This is a genomic window from Streptomyces sp. NPDC051105 (assembly GCF_040682795.1).
GTDB lineage: Bacteria > Actinomycetota > Actinomycetes > Streptomycetales > Streptomycetaceae > Streptomyces.
In genome coordinates, this window is the sequence record NZ_JBFBBR010000017.1 from 74,749 (window position 1) to 92,847 (window position 18,099).

The window sequence follows — 18,099 nt, forward strand, 5'->3', positions numbered from 1 at the left end:
GAGTGAGCAAGTGGGTGCGGATCAGCGCCAGGTGGCGGGGCGTGGGCCCAGGCGCGGGTCGCGGGACCGCGGTCGCCGCCGTTGCCGGGTGCGGACGGGGCCGGTGCCGGGTCCGGCGAGGCCCGCCCGGTAGAGGCCGTACGCGATCCGCCGGCGCGCGGCCGACTCCAGTTCGTCCTTCAACGGGCCGTCGCGCAGCACGGCTTCGGGTCCCAGCAGTGCCTCGACGACGGCGAGCGCGCCGGCGATGTCGCCGTGGTCGAGGCGCTCGCGGACGCCGGTGAGGCAGTCCGGGCGGCGGTGTGCCTCGTCGATGATCCGCAGGCATGGCAGCGGCGGGCCGCCGAGGGCCACCAGCAGTTCCTCGCGCCGGAGTTCGTCCGGGGCGTGGTCCAGTGGGGACAGCACCCCGTCGACCAGGCCGATCCGGTGGAGGGCGCCCCGGCACTCCACGAGGCGTGACGGGCCGGCCGGGTCCGGGCTCCGGGTCCGGGCGTCCGCCGAGTATCCGGGCACGAGTGCGCCGGCGACCAGTGGATGCAGCCGGTCGGCGTCGATCAGCCCGGCGCGCAGCAACTCCAGGTCGGGGAGGGTCCAGGTCGCCGCGTCGGGCAGGACGGGCAGCGCCCCGGTGTCACCGCCGGGGCTCGTGGTCGCCGTCCCGTCGGCCGCGAGGTGCAGGGCGAGCCGCCGCCGGCCGCGCAGGTGCACGGCGACGGTTCCACTGTCCCGCGCCTCGGCGCGCAGCACGATCCGGGCCTCGTCCGCCCATCGGTCCGTGGCACACGACGACGGTGCGGGGCCGGGGCCGGAGTGGGTGTGCGGTTCGGCGGCAAGGCCCGTGCCCGACCCTTCGCCGCCGGTGTGCCGGCCGGCGCCGGACCGGGTCCGCAGGTCGCCGGCGGCGCTCGCGTCCCACAGGTGGCGGTGCAGGTCAAAGCGGAACCGGCGGCTGGGGCGCGGATGCGGATGTCCCCGCGCGGCGGGCTCGCCCAGGTCTCCGTCCCAGAGCGCGAGGCTGACCCGCTGCCCGGCGTCCGCCCAGGCCGGCGGGGTCCGGGCCACGAGCTGCACGGATCCCGACCCGACGGCATATCGGGCGAGCGGCATGGTCAGCCCGGGCCGCAGCAGCCCGACGGGCGCGATTCTCGGCAGATGCCAGCGCAGCAGGTCGGGAGCGAGCCGGCGCAGATCGGCACGGACCCTTTCCCGGACGTCCCGGCCCCGGGTACGGGCCAGGGCACGCAGGTCGAGGTCGACATCGAAACCGGCGGCGGCACACGCCCCCGCCCAGTCCCCGGCGTCACGCCGGGCGGTCGCGGTGTCGATCATGGCGGGCGGTACGGCGAACTCGCGTACCCGCCGCCAGAGGGCGAGCCGGGTGTCCCCGTACGCGGGGTGAGTGGCCATCAGCACTCACCTTGCGCGGACGGGACCCCCATTCTGTGAACAGAGTGAGTCGTCATCGCGGGGAGCATACGGCGGGTCCGCCCCGGTCGGCCAGGCAATTACGCGGCACCCCGCACGTGACGCGGATCACCTCGGCCGAGTGCAGCGTTCCGTCGCTCCCAGGGCCTTTTCCCAGGTGTAGGCAGCCGGGGAGAGCGGGGACCGTGGGAACCGAGGGAACGGGGCAGGCTCGGGCCGGTGAGTACGACGAGTTCGTGGCGGCCCGCTGGTCGGGGTTGTTCCATCTGGCCCGTCTGCTCACCGGTGGCGATCGGCATCGGGCCGAGGATCTGTTGCAGGAGTCCTTGGTCAGGCTGTGGTTCGTCTGGCCGAAGATCGCCGACGAGGCACCGGAGGCGTACGTCCGCAAGGTACTGGCCCGCTCGGCCGCGCGGTCGGCCCGGCGGCGCTGGTGGGGCGAGCGCCCCGTCGAGGAGCTGCCCGAGGTCGCGGCGGCCGGCGATCTGTCGGCGGCCGTCGCCGAGCGTTCCCGTCTGGAGGCCGCGCTCGCTCTGCTGCCCCCTCGCCAGCGGGCCGCGGTCGTCCTGCGCTACTACCAGGACCTGCCCGACCGGCAGGTAGCCGAGGTGCTGGCGTGCCCGGTGGGCACGGTCCGGTCGCACGCGGCACGCGGTGTGGCCCGGCTGCGTCAGCTGCTGGCCGACGTCATCGAGCCGGTGGGGTGAGGGAGAAGCCATGGATCACTTCGAGCGGCAGTTGACGCAGTTGATGCACGGCGAGCGGGAACCGACGGCGTTCGAGCCCCGGCACCGGGACCGGCTGCGGGCCGGTGTGCGGGCGCGGCGGCGCATGCGCGCGGCCCGGCGGGCGGCCGGCGGTGTCCTCGCGGCCGCGGGGCTCTGCCTCGGTCTCTTCCTGTGGCCCCACTCCGGCGTCCACGACGAGCCCGGCGCTCCCCACCCGTGGCCCGCGACCAGCCCCGGCCCGACCACGAGTACGACACCGGGGCCGAGCCCCTCCCCCACCGCATCGCCCACCGGCGCCACGACCTCGGCGCCGCCGCCCGTGGGCACCTCCTCGCCCTCGGCCACCGTCTCGGCCACGAACGGACACTCGACCCCGTCGACCCTGTCCGGCACGGCCACCCCGGACTCGGGCGCGACCTCGTCAAAGGGAACGCCCACGCACACCTCCGGGGACTCCACGGCCACCTCGGCCCCTCCGTCGGCTCCCACGACCGAGGGAGCCGACCCGTCGACCTCGGCCGGATCGGCCGGATAGCGAGCGGCCCTCCGTCCCTCACCCCACCGGGTGTGCCTTCGCACGCCCCGAAAATCATTACGAATGCGAAAAAACACCATGAAACGGTCTCAGTTGATGCCTCCCCAAGCCAGCTTGCCGGCCCCGGCTCCCCCGCCCCCGACCCACCACGACGAGCCGGTCCTGGACCTGGCCGTGCCGGTGTTCAACGAGGAGACGGACCTGGAACCGAGTGTGCGGCGGCTCCACGCCCATCTGCGCGAGACGTTCCCGTACCCCTTCAGGATCACCGTCGCCGACAACGCCAGCACGGACGCCACCCCGCTGATCGCCGCCCGGCTCGCCGGCGAGTTCCCCGAGGTGGAGTGGATACAGCTGGCCGAGAAGGGGCGCGGCCGCGCCCTGCGGGCCGCCTGGACGAGATCGCGGGCGACCGTCCTCGCCTATCTCGACGTGGACCTCTCGACCGGACTCGCCGCGCTCCTGCCGCTCGTCGCCCCGCTGCTCTCGGGCCATTCCGACCTGGCCATCGGCACCCGGCTGGCGCCCGGCGCCCGGGTGGTGCGCGGCCCCAGGCGGGAGGTCGTCTCCCGCTGCTACAACATCCTGCTGCGCTGCACCCTTTCGGTCCGGTTCTCGGACGCCCAGTGCGGTTTCAAGGCGGTGCGACGGGACGCCGCCGAACGGCTGCTGCCGCTGGTGCGGGACTCCGGGTGGTTCTTCGACACCGAGTTGCTGGTCGCCGCCGAGCGGGCCGGGCTGCGGATCCACGAGGTGCCGGTCGACTGGGTGGACGACCCGGACAGCCGGGTCGCGCTGCTGTCCACCGCGCTCGCCGATCTGCGCGGCATCGCCAGGGTCGGCTGGGCGCTGGCCCGGGGCGGGCTGCCGACGGGCCGGCGTGAACGGCGGTCCCTGACACCGATGGCCGTCATGGCTCTCACGCATCTCCTGCTGTACGCGGCCGTGCGCCCGGCCACCGGGGCGCAGGTGGCCAACTCCCTCTCCCTGCTGGTCTGTTGGACCGCCGCCCAGGCGGCCCTGGGCGCGCTTCCGCTGCCCGCGCTGGCCGTCCGGCTAGCCCTCGGCGCCGGTTCGCTCGCCGCTCTGCGGCACACCGTGCCCGCCGCCGGGCACCGCGCCGAACTCGCCGTACTGGCCGCCGCCCATCTGGCCCTCGTGCCCGCGCTGTGGCCGCTCGGGCGGAACCGGACGGAGTACGAGGCCTCGTGACGACACCTGCGACGATCACGCCCCCGGCCCTGCCCGAGGCCTCCGCTCCCGGTGCTCCGGAGACCCCGGTTCTCCGGCGGTGGCTGCGCCACTACGGCCCGGTCCTCGCGATGTACGGGATCCTGAAGCTCATCGGGTTCGGCTCGTTCATGTATCTGCTGGACTCGGCCGGGGACTTCCGCAGGAAGCATCCGCGGTTCGGGGGCGGCGCGCACCCCTGGGACGTGCTGGGCACCTGGGACGGCTGGTGGTACCAGCAGATCGCCCTGCACGGCTACCACCCCGAGCTGGTCCCGGTCCCCGGCGCCACCGGCCTGATCACCCTCCAGGGCAACTCGGCCGCGTTCTTCCCGCTCTACCCGGCGCTCATGCGGCTGGCCATGGAGGTCACCGGTCTCGGCCCGTTCGGTGCCGGGCTGCTGGTGTCGGTGGTGGCGTCGTTCACGGCGGCGCTGGGCATCCACGCCGTCGCCGCGTGGTTCGGCGGCCGTCGGGCGGGGCTGGCGGCGGCCGGGCTCTGGGCCGTGTGGCCGGGGTCCGGCGTGGAGTGGGCGGTCTACTCGGACTCGCTGTATGTGGCGCTCGCGGCCTGGGCCCTGTACGCGGTACTGACCCGCCGCTGGCTGACGGCGGGGGTGCTGACGTTCGCGGCCGGCCTCAACCGGCCCACCGCCGCCGCCCTGGTCGCCGCGCTCACCCTGGCCGGTCTGCTCGCGCTGCGCCGCCGCGAGGACGGCGTCGCCCGTCCGCTGACCGCGATGCTCGTGGCCCCGCTGGGCCTGCTCGGTTACCTCGGCTGGGTGGGCCACCGGATGGGCGACTACGGCGGCTACTTCAGGCTCCAGTCGGGCGCGTGGGGGCACGAGTTCGACTACGGCAGGCAGACCCTGGACGTCCTGACGTCCGTCGCCGTGGGCCACTTCGGCTACCTGTACGCGCTTCCGTTCGCCGACGTCATAGGGGTCGGTGTCGTGCTGCTGGACCTCGCGCTGCTGCCGCTGCTGTTCCGGCTGCGGCCGCCGGCGGTGCTGGTCGTCCACACGGTGCTCACCCTGGCCCTGGTGCTCGGCAGCCAGCAGTACTTCGCGAACGTCTCGCGCTATCTGCTGCCCGCCTTCCCGCTGTTCGTCCCGCTCGCGGTCGCACTGCGCCGGGTCGGCCTGCCCTGCCAGTTCCTGCTGCTGGGCATCGCGGCACTGGCCTCCGGCTCGTACGCCGGGTACGCGCTATTCGAACTGGGCGTGCCCTAAAGGGTGCCAGGCGCCGCCGGACACCCCCTGCCGACGGCTCAGCCCTTCTTGACGGCCACCCCGCCGTAGAAGCCGATGTCCTGGGAGCCCTGCGGCGGAGTGCCGTCCGGGCGCCAGAACGGGACCTGGATCAGGCCTGGTTCGACCAGGTCGAAGCCGTCGAAGAACCGCTCGATCCGGGCGCGGGGGCGCAGGTTCATGGTGGCGGTCGCGTTGTTGTAGACGGCCTGGGCCTCGCTGCGGTCGTCGGCGAAGTCGTCCGTGGCGTGCGAGAGCACCAGGAAGCTGCCGGCCGGGAGCGCGTCGCGCAGGGTGGCCACGATCCGCTCGGGCTCCTCCGCGTCGCGGATGAAGTGCAGGATGGCGACGAGCAACAGGGCGACGGGCTGGTCGAAGTCGATGATCCGGCGGACCTCGGGGTGTTCCAGGACGGACTGCGGGTCGCGCAGGTCGGCGAGGACGATGCTGGTGGTGCCGGCCCGGTTGAGCAGCGCGTCGGCGTGCGCCTTCACGATCGGGTCGTTGTCGACGTAGGCGACACGGACGTCCGGGGCGGCCTCCTGGGCGATCTCGTGCACGTTCGGCGAGGTGGGCAGCCCGGTGCCGACGTCCAGGATCTGGCGGACCCCGCTGTCGACGACGTGCCGGACGGCGCGCTGCAGGAAGCCGCGGTTGGCCCGTACTGAGATCCACACCTCGGGCGCGACGGCGGCGAGCTGGTCACCGGCCTTGCGGTCCACGTCGTAGTTGTCCTTGCCGCCCAGCAGGTAGTCGTAGATGCGCGCGGGATGCGGCTTGCTGGTGTCGATCTCCACGAGGCGGGTACCGTCCTGCGTCACGTGTGCTCCTCTCGATGACCGCCCGGCCCCCCTTGGCACACCGACGGCTGGCGACAGCTTTCCATATCAACTTCGGTGCCCGTGCACCGAGTTCCGCTAGCCGGCCGATCCCCGATCGCCCCTCTCGCCACGTGACGGTCTGCCCTGACGGCGCCGCCCACCCCAGGCCGCCGGTGGCGGAGTCGCCCGACCGGGACCGATCTGGCTACCATCTGGCCCAGGTGCCCGGGCAGGTGGCCCGGATTGGTTGGGGGTTTCTCATGGTCAGTGGTCGTGTGGTGCGGTTCGACAGCACGCGCGGGTACGGTTTCATCGCTCCGGACGGTGGCGGAGAGGACGTCTTCCTGCATGTGAACGACATGCAGATGCCGGAGTCCTACGTCCGCCCGGGCGTGGCCGTGGAGTTCGAGATCGAGAGCGGCGAGCGCGGGCCGAAGGCGTCCGGTGTCCGGCTCGCCCGGGGAGCCGACGTCCGGACGCTCGGTCCGGACGACGATTCGCTCTGCGACCTGCTGAGCGCGGACGAGTTCACCCGCGAGGTCACCGAGACACTGCTGGCCTCGGCGCCCACGCTCACCGCCGAGGAGATCGTGCGGGTTCGCGGCGCGCTGGCCCAGTTCGCGAAGAACCACGGCTGGATCGAGGGCTGACCCGCCCACGGCGGGCAGGGCGGCCGGCCCAGGCGTCACGGGAGCGCAGCAGCCGTCCGCCCGCCGTGCGGGCGGCGACCGCCCAGTGAGCCAGTACGCCCAGTCCCTGCCAGGGGCCGATGGGCAGGGGCCGATGGGCAGGGTCCCGACGCCGACGGTGGCCTGGACAGCCGGCCCCTTGTCATCGGTGCGATCTGCCGGGCACCTGGCGGTGGCCGGGTTCCGCACGGCGAGCGCCAGGCCCAGGCTCAGCAGGCCGATCAGAGCCAGGCGGAGGACCGAGCCGGCCGCTCCCGAAGCGCTTGCGCACGTCCCTGACCCCGATCGTGGTCTCCCTGCCCGCCAGGCTGGGAAGCGCCAGGGCCGGGCGCGGGTGAGGGACTCCTGGACGACGCGGTGGACGGCGAGTTCGACGCCGGGGCCGAGGGCGCGGGGGTAGCCGCCGAGGACCAGGCGTACGGCCCGCCGGAGGCCGCAGGGCCTCGCCGAGAAGTTCGACGCGGTGGCCGAGGTCCGGCTGCACAGCGGCCGTCAACGGGCGCAAAAACGCCCGGCGTAGAGCCGTCTACAGGCTGAACAGCCCTACGACCGGGGCGAATGACACTCCACCGGCTCCTCCATGCGCGGTCCGCGAACATCCGGGGGACGGTGCCGTGCCCTGCGACGAACTCCGCGAGAGCCTCGGCGACCGCGTGGATCCCGAGCAACACGGCCCAGGCGTACGGCCGTTGTGTGAGCCGGAGCTGCGTCCGACGCCGGTTGGCCCGCCATGCCCCCGCACGCATCACGCCGACCAGCATGGCGGCGAACGCGTCCGGCGGGTCGCCGACGGCACCTTGCGGGCCGCTCCCCGACCACCGGAACCGGGCCGTGACGAGGGTCACACTCGCGGCATCGAACTTTGGCTCTCGCCCTGCATCTAGTCCGCGTCGGTTCACAGAGCGGCTGCGGAGCACCCCCCCCCCGGGGCCGTCCCGTCCATTCAGCAAGGAACAACTCAATGGGTTTTGTGGCTTATCTGCGCGGCTTCGTCCCCTGGATCGTCGCCGGTGTCGTCTCGGGCGTCGTCGACTGGCGCTGGGGTGCGCTCGGTGGTCTCCTCTCAGGGCTGCTGCTCCTGCTCCAGGACCTCCGTCGGGGGGTCGACCTCGACGCGCTGATCCTCGAGGCCAGCACCATCGTGTACTTCGTCGTCATCGGCGCCGTCTCCGTCGCGGACCCGGACTCGTCGCTCCAGGACCACTCCGACGTCGTCTCGTTCGTCTGGCTGGGCGCCACCGCCTGGGGCTCCCTGGCGATCCGGCGTCCCTTCACGCTGGGCATCGCCAAGCGCCAGACGCCCCGCGAGTACTGGGACATGCCGGAGTTCCTCCAGGTCAACAACCACATCACCAGTGCCTGGGGAGCCGGCTTCACCTTCATCGCGGTGAGCCTGGCCATCGGCAACGCGGTGGACGCCCCGGCGTGGGTGAACATCACCGCCCATGTCGTCGGCCTGGTCGGCCCGATCGTCTTCACGAAGGTGTACCCCGAGCGGGCCCAACGGCGCCTGCTGGAGTCCCAGGGCCTGTCGTCCGTACCCCGGTGACCGGTCGCGTCCGCGTCACCCGGCGGACCCGGCCACGACCGACCGTAGACCCGTCTCACGAAGGAGCAACCGCGTCATGACCAACGCCCCCGAAGCAAAGAACGTCGTCCTCGTCCACGGCGGGTTCGTCGACGGATCCGGCTGGAAGCGGGTGTACGACGAGCTCAGCGCCGACGGCTACCGCGTCACCGTCGTACAGAACCGCACGCTCTCGCTGGCGGGCGACGTCGCCACCACCCGGTTGGCCCTCGACGCCCAGGACGGCCCGACCGTGCTGGTCGGCCACTCCTACGGCGGCGCGGTGATCTCCGAGGCCGGCAACCACCAGAACGTGAGCGCGCTCGTGTACGTCGCGGCGTTCGTGCCCGACAAGGACGAGTCCGTGAACACCCTCCTCGCCGACCCGGCGCCGGGCGCTCCGGTGCCGCCGATCCTGCCGCCGCAGGACGGGTTCCTCTTCCTGGACCGGGAGAAGTTCGCCGCGTCCTTCGCCGGCGACCTGCCGGAGGAGGAGGCGCGGTTCCTGGCCGCCTCGCAGTTGCCGTGGGGACTGGACGCGCTCGGCGGGGCGGTCACCCGGCCCGCCTGGCGGAGCAGGCCGAGCTTCTACCTGGTCGCCGCCGACGACCGCATGATCCCGCCGCCGGTCCAGCGCACCATGGCCGAACGGGCCGGCGCGACGGTGACCGAGACCTCCGGCAGCCACGCCGTCTACGTCTCCAAGCCCGCCGAGGTCGCCGCGCTCGTCAAGCGGGCCGCCGCCGCGACCGCTGTCTGACCGTCCGCCGCGGGCGGCCGCGGAACCCCTCGCCGCGGCCGCCCGGCCTGATCCGGAACGCGCTCGGCAGCGCCCTGCCGGGCCCGACAAGGAAAGCAGCATGACCGAAAAGACCACCCTCCCCCTGTACCTGCGGGGCCGCTTCGCCCCGGTTCCCGAGGAGCACAGCGCCCACGACCTCACCGTGCGCGGCACCCTCCCGCCCGAACTGGACGGCCGCTACCTGCGCAACGGCCCCAACCCGCTGCCCGGCGAGGACAAGGGGCACTGGTTCACGGGCCCCGGCATGCTGCACGGCATCAGGCTGCGCGACGGCCACGCCGAGTGGTACCGCAACCGGTGGGTCCGCACCCGGGAGCTGGCGGGACATCCGTTCGTCCGCGAGGACGGCAGCGTCGACCTGGCCGCGACGCCCGGCAACACCCATGTCATCCGGCACGCGGACACGGTGCTGGCCCTGTGCGAGGTCGGCCTGCCCTACTGGGTCTCCCCGTCACTGGAGACCGTCGGTCCCTACGACTTCGGCGGCCGGCTGACCACCTCGATGACCGCCCATCCGAAAGAGGATCCGATCACCGGTGAACTGCACCTGTTCGGTACAGGGTTTGCCCCGCCTTATCTCACCTACCATCGGGTCACCGCGGAAGGGGAGCTGCTCGACAGCCGGCCGATAGCGGTGCCGGGCCCGACGATGATGCACGACTTCGCCATCACCGAGCACCACATCGTCTGGATGGACCTGCCCGTCGTCTTCGAACCTGCCCTCGCCGGACGCGGCGGCATGCCCTACCGGTGGGACGACGGCTACGGCGCGCGGCTCGGCATCATGTCCCGCACGCCCGGAAGCACCGAGGTTCGCTGGTTCGACATCGACCCCTGCTACGTCTTCCACGTCGGCAACGCCCACGAGGATGAGCGGGGTCGGATCGTCCTCGACGCGGTGCGCTACGACCGCCTCGGCTTCGACCACGCCTGGGGCGACATCGGCGGTCCCACCGGTCCGGCGGTCGTACCGGATCCGGGTCACACCGGCGCGACCGCCGTGCTGTACCGCTGGGCGCTGGACCCGGCGACCGGACGGGTCACCGAGTCCCAGCTGGACGACCGGGACGCCGAGTTCCCCACCCACAACGAGACCCTCACCGGCCGCGCGAACCGCTATCTGTACACCGTCTCGGGCGACGGCATCGCCAAGCACGACCTGACGGGCGGGGGCAGTGAGCTGCACGCGACGCCCGGTGCCCGCTACGCGGGCGAGGCGGTGTTCGTCCCCGCGGCGGACGGCGGGAGCGAGGACGAGGGCTGGCTGCTGTCGCTCGTCTCGAACGACGACGGCGAGGCCGGCGAACTGCTCGTCCTCGACGCGCGGGGGCTCTCCGTCCAGGCGGTGGTAGAGCTGCCGTACGCCGTCCCGGCCGGTTTCCACGGGAGCTGGCTGCCGGAGCTCACCGAGGAGGCCTGACCGGAACTCCGTCACGCGGGGTACGCCGGGAGTTGTGCCCGGCGTACCCGCCTGTGCGAGAGTCCCCCCACCGTCAGTGACACGTCCGCACGGAGGCATTCGCTTCATGGTGTTTCCCGATCTCCCCACGGATGAGGAACTCACCCGCAGGGCCCAGTCCGGAGAGACCGCGGCCCTCGGGCTGTTGTTGGCCCGCCATCAGGCGCCGATGCGCGCGGTGGCGCTGAGCCTGCTCGGCTACGGCCCCGACGCGGGAATAACACAGGAAACTCGGCTGATCGCGCTGACCGGCGGCGGGCGCGAGCGGGCGGCACTGGGCCGCGAGCAGGTGCGGGAGACGAGCCGCTGGATCGAGGACCTCCTCGGCCCCGACCGCCTCGCGACCCTGACCCTCCTGCTCAAGGAACTCGGGGACGCGGGCCGCACGCGATAGCACCCCTCGCGTTAATCCTCAAGTCATCGTGCCGTGCTCAGCGCACGGGCGAATCGACGCGCTGGAGGATGCGCTCGGCGTCCTGGCCCAACCGGCGAAGACGCTCGGGAGACAGGTTGTCCACGACGAGATGCCGGACGTGGGCCGCGTGGCCGGGTGCGGCCGACTCCAGTTTCCGTATGCCGTCGGGCAGCAGGACCGCGTTGGTGAAACGCCCGTCGTCGGGGTCCGGTTCACGCCGGACGTAACCGCGCTTCTCCAGCCGTTTCACCAGGTGCGACAGCCGGGACAGGGACGAGTTGACCACCTCGGCCAGGGTGCTCATGCGCAGGGTCCGGTCGGGGGCCTCGGAGAGCATGGCCAGGGCCATGTACTCGACCATGCTCAGATCCGCGTCCCGCTGCAACTGGGTGTCCAGGGCCCAGGGCAGCCGGGTGATGAGCCGTACCACCGACATCCATGCGGCCAGTTCGGCCGGCGTGAGCCACGGATCAGCGGGCTCGCCGGTCCCGGGCGACGCGTCGGAGGAGGGGGTCATTTCGGGAGCGTACCAGCCTCCGCGCGCCGCTCGGGGGCCCGCGGCACCGGCTCGGGCACGGCGCCGCGCGGGGTCGGGCACGGGCCGCCCGATCCGGTCGGATCACTCGGGCCCGGACCGCCCGGTCCGGTCGGATCACTTGCTCCTTCATGTGATCCGACGGGATCGGGGCCGGCCGGGCCGGTCCGGCACGCCGGGCACGTCGGCCGGCGGCACGATCTCCTTCTTGAGGATCTTGCCGGTGGGCCCCTTGGGCAGGGTGTCCACGAGCCACACCTTCCGCGGGTACTTGTAGGCGGCGACCCGGCCCTTGACGTAGGCACGCAGTTCCTCGGCGGTCGTCCGGGCCCCCGGCCGGAGCACGACAGCCGCGCCCACCTCCTCGCCCAGATCGGGGTTGGGGACGCCGACGACCGCGGCGTCGGCGACCGCCGGGTGCTCGTAGAGCACGCCTTCGATCTCACGGGGGTACACGTTGTACCCACCCCGGATGATCACGTCCTTCTTCCGTCCGACGATCCAGAGATACCCGTCCTGGTCCAGTCGGCCGAGGTCGCCGGTGTGGAACCAGCCGTCCCTGATCGCGGCGGCCGTCTCCGCGGGGCGCCGCCAGTACCCCTTCATCACGTTGTGCCCGCGGACCGCGATCTCGCCGGCCTCTCCCCGCGGTACCTCCCGGCCGTTGTCGACGTCGACCACCCGTACCTGGACCCCCGAGATCGGGACGCCGACCGAACCGGGCCTGGGCCCGGCCCGCAGAGTGTTGGCCGCGACGACCGGCGAGGTCTCCGACAGCCCGTAGCCTTCGAGTACGGCGCAGCCGAACGCGGCCCGGAAGTCGAGCTGCACCTGGACGGGCATCTCGGCGCCTCCGGCGAGACACACCCGCAGCCGGGAGACGTCGTATTCCGCCTTGCCGGGCTCCCGCACGAGCCTGCTGTACACCGTCGGCACCCCGGCGAAGACGGTCACCCCGTGCTTCTCGACCATCTCCAGGGCGCGCGCCGCGTCGAAGCGCGGCAGCAGCGTGAGGCACGCGCCGGAGGCCACGGCGGCGTTGAGCGTGCAGGTCTGCCCGAAGGCATGGAACAACGGCAGCCCGCCGAAGATCACGTCGTCGGGCGTGAGACGGAGCAGTTCGGTGGCCACGACGTCGCAGTTGCGGTCGAGGTTCGCATGGGTCAGTTCGGCGCCCTTCGGCTGACCGGTCGTCCCCGAGGTGTAGAGAACGACCGCGGTGTCATCGTCATGACGATCCGTCATATCCGACGGCAGCGGTGTGGCCTCCGGCAGTTCGTCGAAGGAACCGGGATCGACGACGACCGACTCCGCGTCGGCCTGTCGCGCACCGGCCCGTGCCTCGTCGGCGAAGTCGTGCCAGGCGAACAGCAGCCGGGCGCCCGAGTCGCCGAGGTGATAGGCGACCTCCCGGGACTTGAGCAGGGGATTCATCGGGACGACGACGCCACCGGCCCGGAGTACGCCGTAGTACACGAAGGCGAACTCCGGCACGTCGGGCAGCATGACCGCGACTCGGTCGCCGGGCCGCACGCCACGATCGCGCAGCAGCCCCGCCATCCGCGCACTGCGCCGGTCCAGCGTGCGGTAGGAGACAGTGGCGTCGCCGAGACGGAGGGCGGGGCGGTCCGGATGCGTCCGGGCACTGTCGACCACATGGTGTGCGAGGTTCATGTCAGCCGACGCTAGGCGTGCGGCGCGCGGAAATCACTGGGCCCGCGATACGACCCCGGGGCCCGAATTGGTGCCGCTGGACCATTCCGCGAGTAGCTTTGAGGAATGACTCGGGAGCATCCAGAAGCCGCGAGACAACTGTCCGTGGTCGCGGCGAACGTAGGGTCACATCTCCCGGAGGTCGGCAACGACATCGGGCAGTATGTTCTTGCCGAGATAACGGAACTCAGGGGCGACGCGACCATTGTCAAGATGATGCAGGCGAGCGTCACGGAAAACGTCGGCACGCTGTTGCATGTTTTCGAGAACGAGATTTCCCTGGAAAAGGTCGAGGCGCCCGCGGCCGCGCTTGAGTACGCGAGGAGACTGGCTCAGCGGGGAATTCCCCTCAGTGCGTTGATCAGGGCCTACCGGATCGGGCACTGGCGTTTTCTGCAATGGTGTCTGGACGAGCTCAACCGGCAGAACGCCGACGAGGAGTTGGCCGTCACGACCAACCGGCGCATGCTGCACGTGAGCTTCGGTTACATCGACCGGGTCACCGAGCAGGTCATCGCGATCTACCAACATGAACGCGACAACTGGCTGCTCAGCCAGACCGCGGCGCGCGCCGCCCGCGTGCGCGACATCCTCGCCACGCGTGACTTCGACCTCAACTCAGTGGAACCGTCGCTTGGTTACCGGCTTCGGCAGAATCACCTCGGGCTGGTGGCGTGGCTGCCCGCCCTGACCGACGAGGGTGCCGGACTCGCCCGGCTGCACCGGATCACCGACGAGATCGCCCAGCGGCTCGGCTGCACCTCCAGGCCGCTGTTCGTCCCACGGGACGCGATGGTCTCGTGGATCTGGCTGCCGCTGGGCGCGAACAGCGACGTCCCGTGGCACGAGGTGTCGGACGTGCTGGAGCGCGGTGATCCCTCCCTGCACATATGTGCCGGGAGCGTGGGATACGGAATCGAGGGATTCCGCGCCACGCACCGGCAGGCACTGCGCGCACAGGAACTCGCGGCGGTGGCCGACCCGGTCCCCCGGTTCACCGAATTCTCCACCGTCGCCCCCATCGCCCTGATGGCCACGAACATCGACGACATCCGCGCGTGGGTGTGGAGCGTTCTCGGTCCGCTGGCCGTCGACGACGAGAACAGCGCACGGCTTCGGGAGACCGCTCAGATCTTCCTTGACAGCGGGTGCAGTTACACCGCCACCGCCGCCGCGCAGATCCTGCACAAGAACACGGTGCAATACCGCATCCGAAAGGCCGAGGAAATGATCGGCCATCCGGTCCAGAGCGAGCACACCGATCTGGAGATCGCCCTGCGCGCCGTCCAGTACCTCGGCTCGGCGCTCCTGCGCACGAGCGCCGAGTGACGCGGCCGGGGCCTCCGGGGTGGAGGGTCAGCGGCGCTGCCAATGCGGTTGGCGTCGCTCCGCGAAGGCGTGGGCGCCCTCCTGGGCATCCTGGGAGGCCAGCACGGGTGCGGTGATCAGGTCCTGGTCGACGAAGGCGTCCTGGTCGCTGAACGCCCGCCGTTCGTTGACGACGCGTTTGACGGCCTCGATGGCCAACGGCGCGTTGAGCGCGATGCTGCTGGCCAGATCCAAGGCCCGCGGCAGGGCCTGGCCCGGTTCGGTGAGCTCGTTGACCAGGCCGAGCCGCTCGGCGCGCTCGGCGGGCAACGACTCGCCCGTGAGCAGGAGTTCGAGCGCGATGTTGTGCGGGATGCGTTCGGGCAGCCGGACCATGCCCCCTTCGGGCGGCACGATGCCGTAGCGGACCTCGGTCTGGCCGAAGGTGGCGTTCCGCGCGGCCACGATCATGTCGCAGGCGAGCGCCATCTCGGTGCCACCGCCCAGCGCGTAGCCCTCGACGGCGGCGATGAGCGGGGTCGAGATCTTGGCGCGGGTGATGCCCGCGAAGCCCCGGCCCTCAATGATGGGCAGGTCTCCGGCCGCGAAGGCCTTGAGGTCCATGCCCGCGCTGAAGACACCGCCGGCGCCGGTGAGTATGCCGACCCTGAGGTCCTCGTGGGCCTCCAGGTAGTCGACGGCTGCGGCGAGGGCCCGTGCGGTGGCCCCGTCGATGGCGTTACGGGCCTTGGGCCGGTCGATCGTGATCACGAAGATGCCGTCGATCTCCTCGGTCCGTACGGTCGGTGTGTTCGAGTCCGTGGTCATGGTGTTTCCCTTCTCTCCCTCGCGCTGCTGGCCGTGATGTTCCCTCGCGCCGTGGCGCCGTCGGCCTCAGCCGACGGCCTCGGCCTTGTGCAGCATCTCGATCCCGGCGGCGTCGAAGCCGAGGTCGTGGAGCACGGAATCGGTGTGTTCGCCCAGGTCTGGTGCCGGGCGCGCGGGGACCTTCTGCTCCTGTTCGAGCCGTACGGGGCTGTCGATCGTCAGGTGCGGTTCCGCGTTGCCGTCGTCGATCGGCACCAGGATCCGGTTGGCGAGGAGCTGGGGGTCGTGGGCGAACTCGTCGATCGTCTGGGCGACTCCGTAGGTGAGTCCCGCGGTGTCGAGCACTTCACGCCACTCGGCCAGCGGACGGGCCGCGAACGTCTTGTCCAGCACGCCGACGATCTCGGCTGCGTGGGCGCGGCGGCTCTGCGAGTCGGCGTAGTGCGGGTTCTGGATGGCCTCGGGGTGACCGATGGCCTGGAGGAACAGAGGGACCTGCTTGTCCTCGTTGGCGAAGGCCAGCAGCAGCCAGCGGTCGTCCGCGGTGCGGTAGGCGTTGGCGAGCGCGTTCGGCGGGTCGGTCCGGTCGACCGGCCGGGGTGCCTTGCCACCGACCAGTACGGCCTGCAGCCACATGCCCGCCGCCCAGGCGCCCTCGGCGACCAGTGACGCGGTGACACGTGCGCCCTCGCCGGTCCGCTCCCGCCGGTACAGCGCGGTCATGATCCCGGCGAAGAGGCTGATCGCCGTCGGATGGTCGCCCGATCCGAACGCGTTGATGGCCGGCGGCGCGCCGTGCTGGCGTGTCACGTCCATGAGGCCGCTGCGCGCCCAGAACGCGGTCACGTCGAACCCGGGCAGGTGGGCTTCCGGGCCCTCCTCGCCGAAGCCGGTGACATCGGCGTAGATCAGCCGGGCGTTGAGCGGGGCCAGGTCGTCGTACTCCAGCCCCAGCTTGGCGCGGGTGCGCGGCGGGAAGTTGGTCACCAGGACGTCCGCCCAGGTCACCAGCCGTTCGACGACGGCCCGGGCGTCGGGCGACTTCAGGTTGAGGGCGATGCTGCGCTTGTTGCGGTTGTCCAGCTGCCAGGGGTAGTTGACACCCTCGACACGGGGGTTCGGTGGAACACGGCTGAGCGACCGGTAGGCGTCGCCGGAGCCCGGTGGTTCCACCTTGACGACGTCGGCGCCGAAGTCGCCGAGGATGGTGGCCGCGGCGGGCCCGGCTATGAAGCTCGCGAGGTCGACGACGTGCAGTCCCTGCAGCAGGGGCGTGTTGCTCATGACGACTCCTTGTCCTCGATGTGTCCTCGACGGGTCGTGTGCGGCGCCCGAGGGGGTGACCGCCCCTGCGGGGCGCCGCGGCACGCGCCGGGTCAGTGGTGGCCGGGCGCCACGGGCGCGAAGGCGCTGTAGCCGGTGATGTCACGGCCGACGATCAGTGCCTGCACGGTGTCGGTTCCCTCGTAGGTGTCGATCGCCTCGATGTCGCAGAGGTGCCGGGCCACGTGGTAGTCGAGCAGGATGCCGTTGCCGCCGAGCATGTCGCGGGCGTCGGCGAGGATGGCCCGGGCCCGTTCGGTGTAGTGCATCTTGGCCAGCGCGACCCGGGGCATCGAGTACTCGCCCTCGTCCAGGAGCTGGCTCAGCCGGAACTGCATGCACAGCATGTCGGTGATGTCCGCGAGCATCCGGGAGAGCCGGTACTGGACGAGCTGGAACGCGGCCAGCGGCATCCCGAACTGCTTGCGCTGCTTGGCGTAGGCCAGGGCCGTCTCGTAGCCCGCGACGGCGGCGCCGATCGACTCCCAGGCGACGCAGAAGCGCGAGGCCAGCAGGACCTTCTCGGTGTCACGGAAGGTGTGGACGTTCGCCAGCCGGTTCGCGGCCGGCACCCGGACGTCGGTGAGGGAGATCTGCGCGTTCTGCACACAGCGCAGCGCCGTCTTGCCCTTGATGGCCTGGGCGTCGAACCCGGGTGTGCCCTTCTCGACCACATAGCCGCCCACGTGCCCGTCGTCGCCGCGGGCCCAGATGATCGAGTAGTCGGCGAAGGTCGCGTTGCCGATCCACCTCTTGTGGCCGTTGATGACATAGGAGTCGCCGTCCTGGTGTGCGGTCGTCTCCAGCTTGACCACGTCCGAGCCGTGCGTGGGTTCGGTCAGGCCGAAGGCGCCGAGCTTCTCCATGCGGGCCATCGACGGCAGGAAGCGCTGCTTCTGCTCCTCGGAGCCGAGCAGCGCGATCGACATCATGGCCAGGGCCGAGTGGACGCCCATCATGGTCGAGATGCTCAGATCGCCCCGGGCCAGTTCGAGGATGACCAGGCCGGCCGTCACATTGCTCATCCCCGGGCAGTCGTAGCCGGAGATCTGGAAGCCCGCGATGTCCAGCCGCCCCAGCTTGGGGACCAGTTCGAAGGGGAACTCGGCACGTTCCCAGTAGGGGTTGATGATCGGGATGACCTCCTGGTCCATGAACTCGCGGACCTTCTTCTTCAGAGCCCGTTGTTCGTCCGTGAGCAGGTTGTCGAGAAGGAAGTAGTCGGAGTACTCCGGTCCGCCCAGCACAGGCGGCTCGACCCCGGACGAGTTTCCGTTGGGACTCGGGAGAGCCAGGCCCTGGCCGACCGGGGCGCCGTGTGTCGCCTTCATCTGCCGTTCCTTCCGATCGGGGGTCCGATGGAGTCAGTACGAACGACGCTAGGAGGGAGCGCAGGCACAGCCACTGGGCGCGGGACACCACGTTGCCCGCCGATTTGGTGTCCGGGTACCAACGCGGAACACGCCCT

General features: G+C 71.5%; 16 protein-coding genes and 1 pseudogene. 10 read left to right on the forward strand and 7 right to left on the reverse strand.

The genetic code is table 11. The annotated features are described in order from the left end of the window. Nucleotides 1–21 precede the first annotated feature (21 nt). Nucleotides 22–1,410 carry a hypothetical protein gene (locus AB0N16_RS33565; RefSeq protein ID WP_365803364.1) on the reverse strand — a complete coding sequence of 463 codons (1,389 nt, stop codon included), beginning with the start codon at nucleotides 1,408–1,410 and terminating at the stop codon, nucleotides 22–24. A gap of 203 nt (nucleotides 1,411–1,613) precedes the next feature. On the opposite strand from AB0N16_RS33565, the gene AB0N16_RS33570 reads away from it, so the two are divergent. The 4 genes from AB0N16_RS33570 (at nucleotide 1,614) to AB0N16_RS33585 (ending at nucleotide 5,153) form a co-directional block, all read left to right on the forward strand. Continuing rightward, the gene (locus AB0N16_RS33570) at nucleotides 1,614–2,135 is read left to right on the forward strand and encodes a SigE family RNA polymerase sigma factor (RefSeq protein ID WP_365803366.1); all 522 of its coding nucleotides are present in this window, start codon (nucleotides 1,614–1,616) and stop codon (nucleotides 2,133–2,135) included. Nucleotides 2,136–2,145: 10 nt separating this feature from the next. Next, nucleotides 2,146–2,691 carry a hypothetical protein gene (locus AB0N16_RS33575; RefSeq protein WP_365803368.1) on the forward strand — a complete coding sequence of 182 codons (546 nt, stop codon included), beginning with the start codon at nucleotides 2,146–2,148 and terminating at the stop codon, nucleotides 2,689–2,691. 96 nt (nucleotides 2,692–2,787) lie between these two features. After that, complete coding sequence (locus AB0N16_RS33580; protein ID WP_365803370.1) at nucleotides 2,788–3,903, forward strand: glycosyltransferase; 1,116 nt, start codon at nucleotides 2,788–2,790, stop codon at nucleotides 3,901–3,903. A 110-nt stretch (nucleotides 3,904–4,013) separates the two neighbouring features. Continuing rightward, entirely contained in the window at nucleotides 4,014–5,153 is a 1,140-nt protein-coding gene (locus tag AB0N16_RS33585; protein ID WP_365803595.1) for a hypothetical protein, read from the forward strand. A 38-nt stretch (nucleotides 5,154–5,191) separates the two neighbouring features. Here the strand turns inward: AB0N16_RS33585 and AB0N16_RS33590 are convergent, their stop codons facing one another. Then, nucleotides 5,192–5,992: an SAM-dependent methyltransferase gene (locus tag AB0N16_RS33590; RefSeq protein ID WP_365803372.1), complete on the reverse strand. Its 801-nt coding sequence runs from the start codon at nucleotides 5,990–5,992 to the stop codon at nucleotides 5,192–5,194. Between the two features lie 260 nt (nucleotides 5,993–6,252). On the opposite strand from AB0N16_RS33590, the gene AB0N16_RS33595 reads away from it, so the two are divergent. From AB0N16_RS33595 to AB0N16_RS33615, 5 genes and pseudogenes are all read left to right on the forward strand, one after another. After that, a complete protein-coding gene (locus tag AB0N16_RS33595; RefSeq protein WP_351736365.1) occupies nucleotides 6,253–6,642 on the forward strand; it encodes a cold shock domain-containing protein in 390 nt (129 codons plus the stop codon). Nucleotides 6,643–7,642: 1,000 nt separating this feature from the next. Beyond that, nucleotides 7,643–8,230, forward strand: a complete 588-nt coding sequence (locus tag AB0N16_RS33600) for a hypothetical protein (RefSeq protein WP_365803374.1) — start codon at nucleotides 7,643–7,645, stop codon at nucleotides 8,228–8,230. 76 nt (nucleotides 8,231–8,306) lie between these two features. Continuing rightward, nucleotides 8,307–9,008 carry an alpha/beta hydrolase gene (locus AB0N16_RS33605; protein ID WP_365803376.1) on the forward strand — a complete coding sequence of 234 codons (702 nt, stop codon included), beginning with the start codon at nucleotides 8,307–8,309 and terminating at the stop codon, nucleotides 9,006–9,008. Nucleotides 9,009–9,108: 100 nt separating this feature from the next. Then, a complete protein-coding gene (locus tag AB0N16_RS33610; protein WP_365803378.1) occupies nucleotides 9,109–10,470 on the forward strand; it encodes a carotenoid oxygenase family protein in 1,362 nt (453 codons plus the stop codon). A 106-nt stretch (nucleotides 10,471–10,576) separates the two neighbouring features. Then, nucleotides 10,577–10,723, forward strand: a pseudogene (locus AB0N16_RS33615) (sigma-70 family RNA polymerase sigma factor); the annotation flags it as partial. Nucleotides 10,724–10,940: 217 nt separating this feature from the next. On the opposite strand, the gene AB0N16_RS33620 reads toward AB0N16_RS33615, so the two are convergent. Continuing rightward, nucleotides 10,941–11,441: a MarR family transcriptional regulator gene (locus tag AB0N16_RS33620; protein WP_365803380.1), complete on the reverse strand. Its 501-nt coding sequence runs from the start codon at nucleotides 11,439–11,441 to the stop codon at nucleotides 10,941–10,943. 147 nt (nucleotides 11,442–11,588) lie between these two features. Beyond that, entirely contained in the window at nucleotides 11,589–13,133 is a 1,545-nt protein-coding gene (locus AB0N16_RS33625; protein ID WP_365803382.1) for a long-chain fatty acid--CoA ligase, read from the reverse strand. Nucleotides 13,134–13,238: 105 nt separating this feature from the next. Between AB0N16_RS33625 and AB0N16_RS33630 the strand changes: the two genes are divergently transcribed. Next, entirely contained in the window at nucleotides 13,239–14,501 is a 1,263-nt protein-coding gene (locus AB0N16_RS33630) for a helix-turn-helix domain-containing protein (RefSeq protein WP_365803384.1), read from the forward strand. Between the two features lie 27 nt (nucleotides 14,502–14,528). Here the strand turns inward: AB0N16_RS33630 and AB0N16_RS33635 are convergent, their stop codons facing one another. The 3 genes from AB0N16_RS33635 to AB0N16_RS33645 all read right to left on the reverse strand — a co-directional run bounded on the left by AB0N16_RS33635 (nucleotide 14,529) and on the right by AB0N16_RS33645 (nucleotide 17,962). Then, a complete protein-coding gene (locus AB0N16_RS33635; protein ID WP_365803386.1) occupies nucleotides 14,529–15,308 on the reverse strand; it encodes a crotonase/enoyl-CoA hydratase family protein in 780 nt (259 codons plus the stop codon). Between the two features lie 66 nt (nucleotides 15,309–15,374). Next, nucleotides 15,375–16,592: a CoA transferase gene (locus tag AB0N16_RS33640; protein WP_365803388.1), complete on the reverse strand. Its 1,218-nt coding sequence runs from the start codon at nucleotides 16,590–16,592 to the stop codon at nucleotides 15,375–15,377. Nucleotides 16,593–16,684: 92 nt separating this feature from the next. Beyond that, nucleotides 16,685–17,962 (reverse strand): acyl-CoA dehydrogenase family protein, encoded by a 1,278-nt coding sequence (locus AB0N16_RS33645; protein ID WP_365803390.1) that lies wholly within the window; start codon nucleotides 17,960–17,962, stop codon nucleotides 16,685–16,687. Nucleotides 17,963–18,099 lie beyond the last annotated feature (137 nt).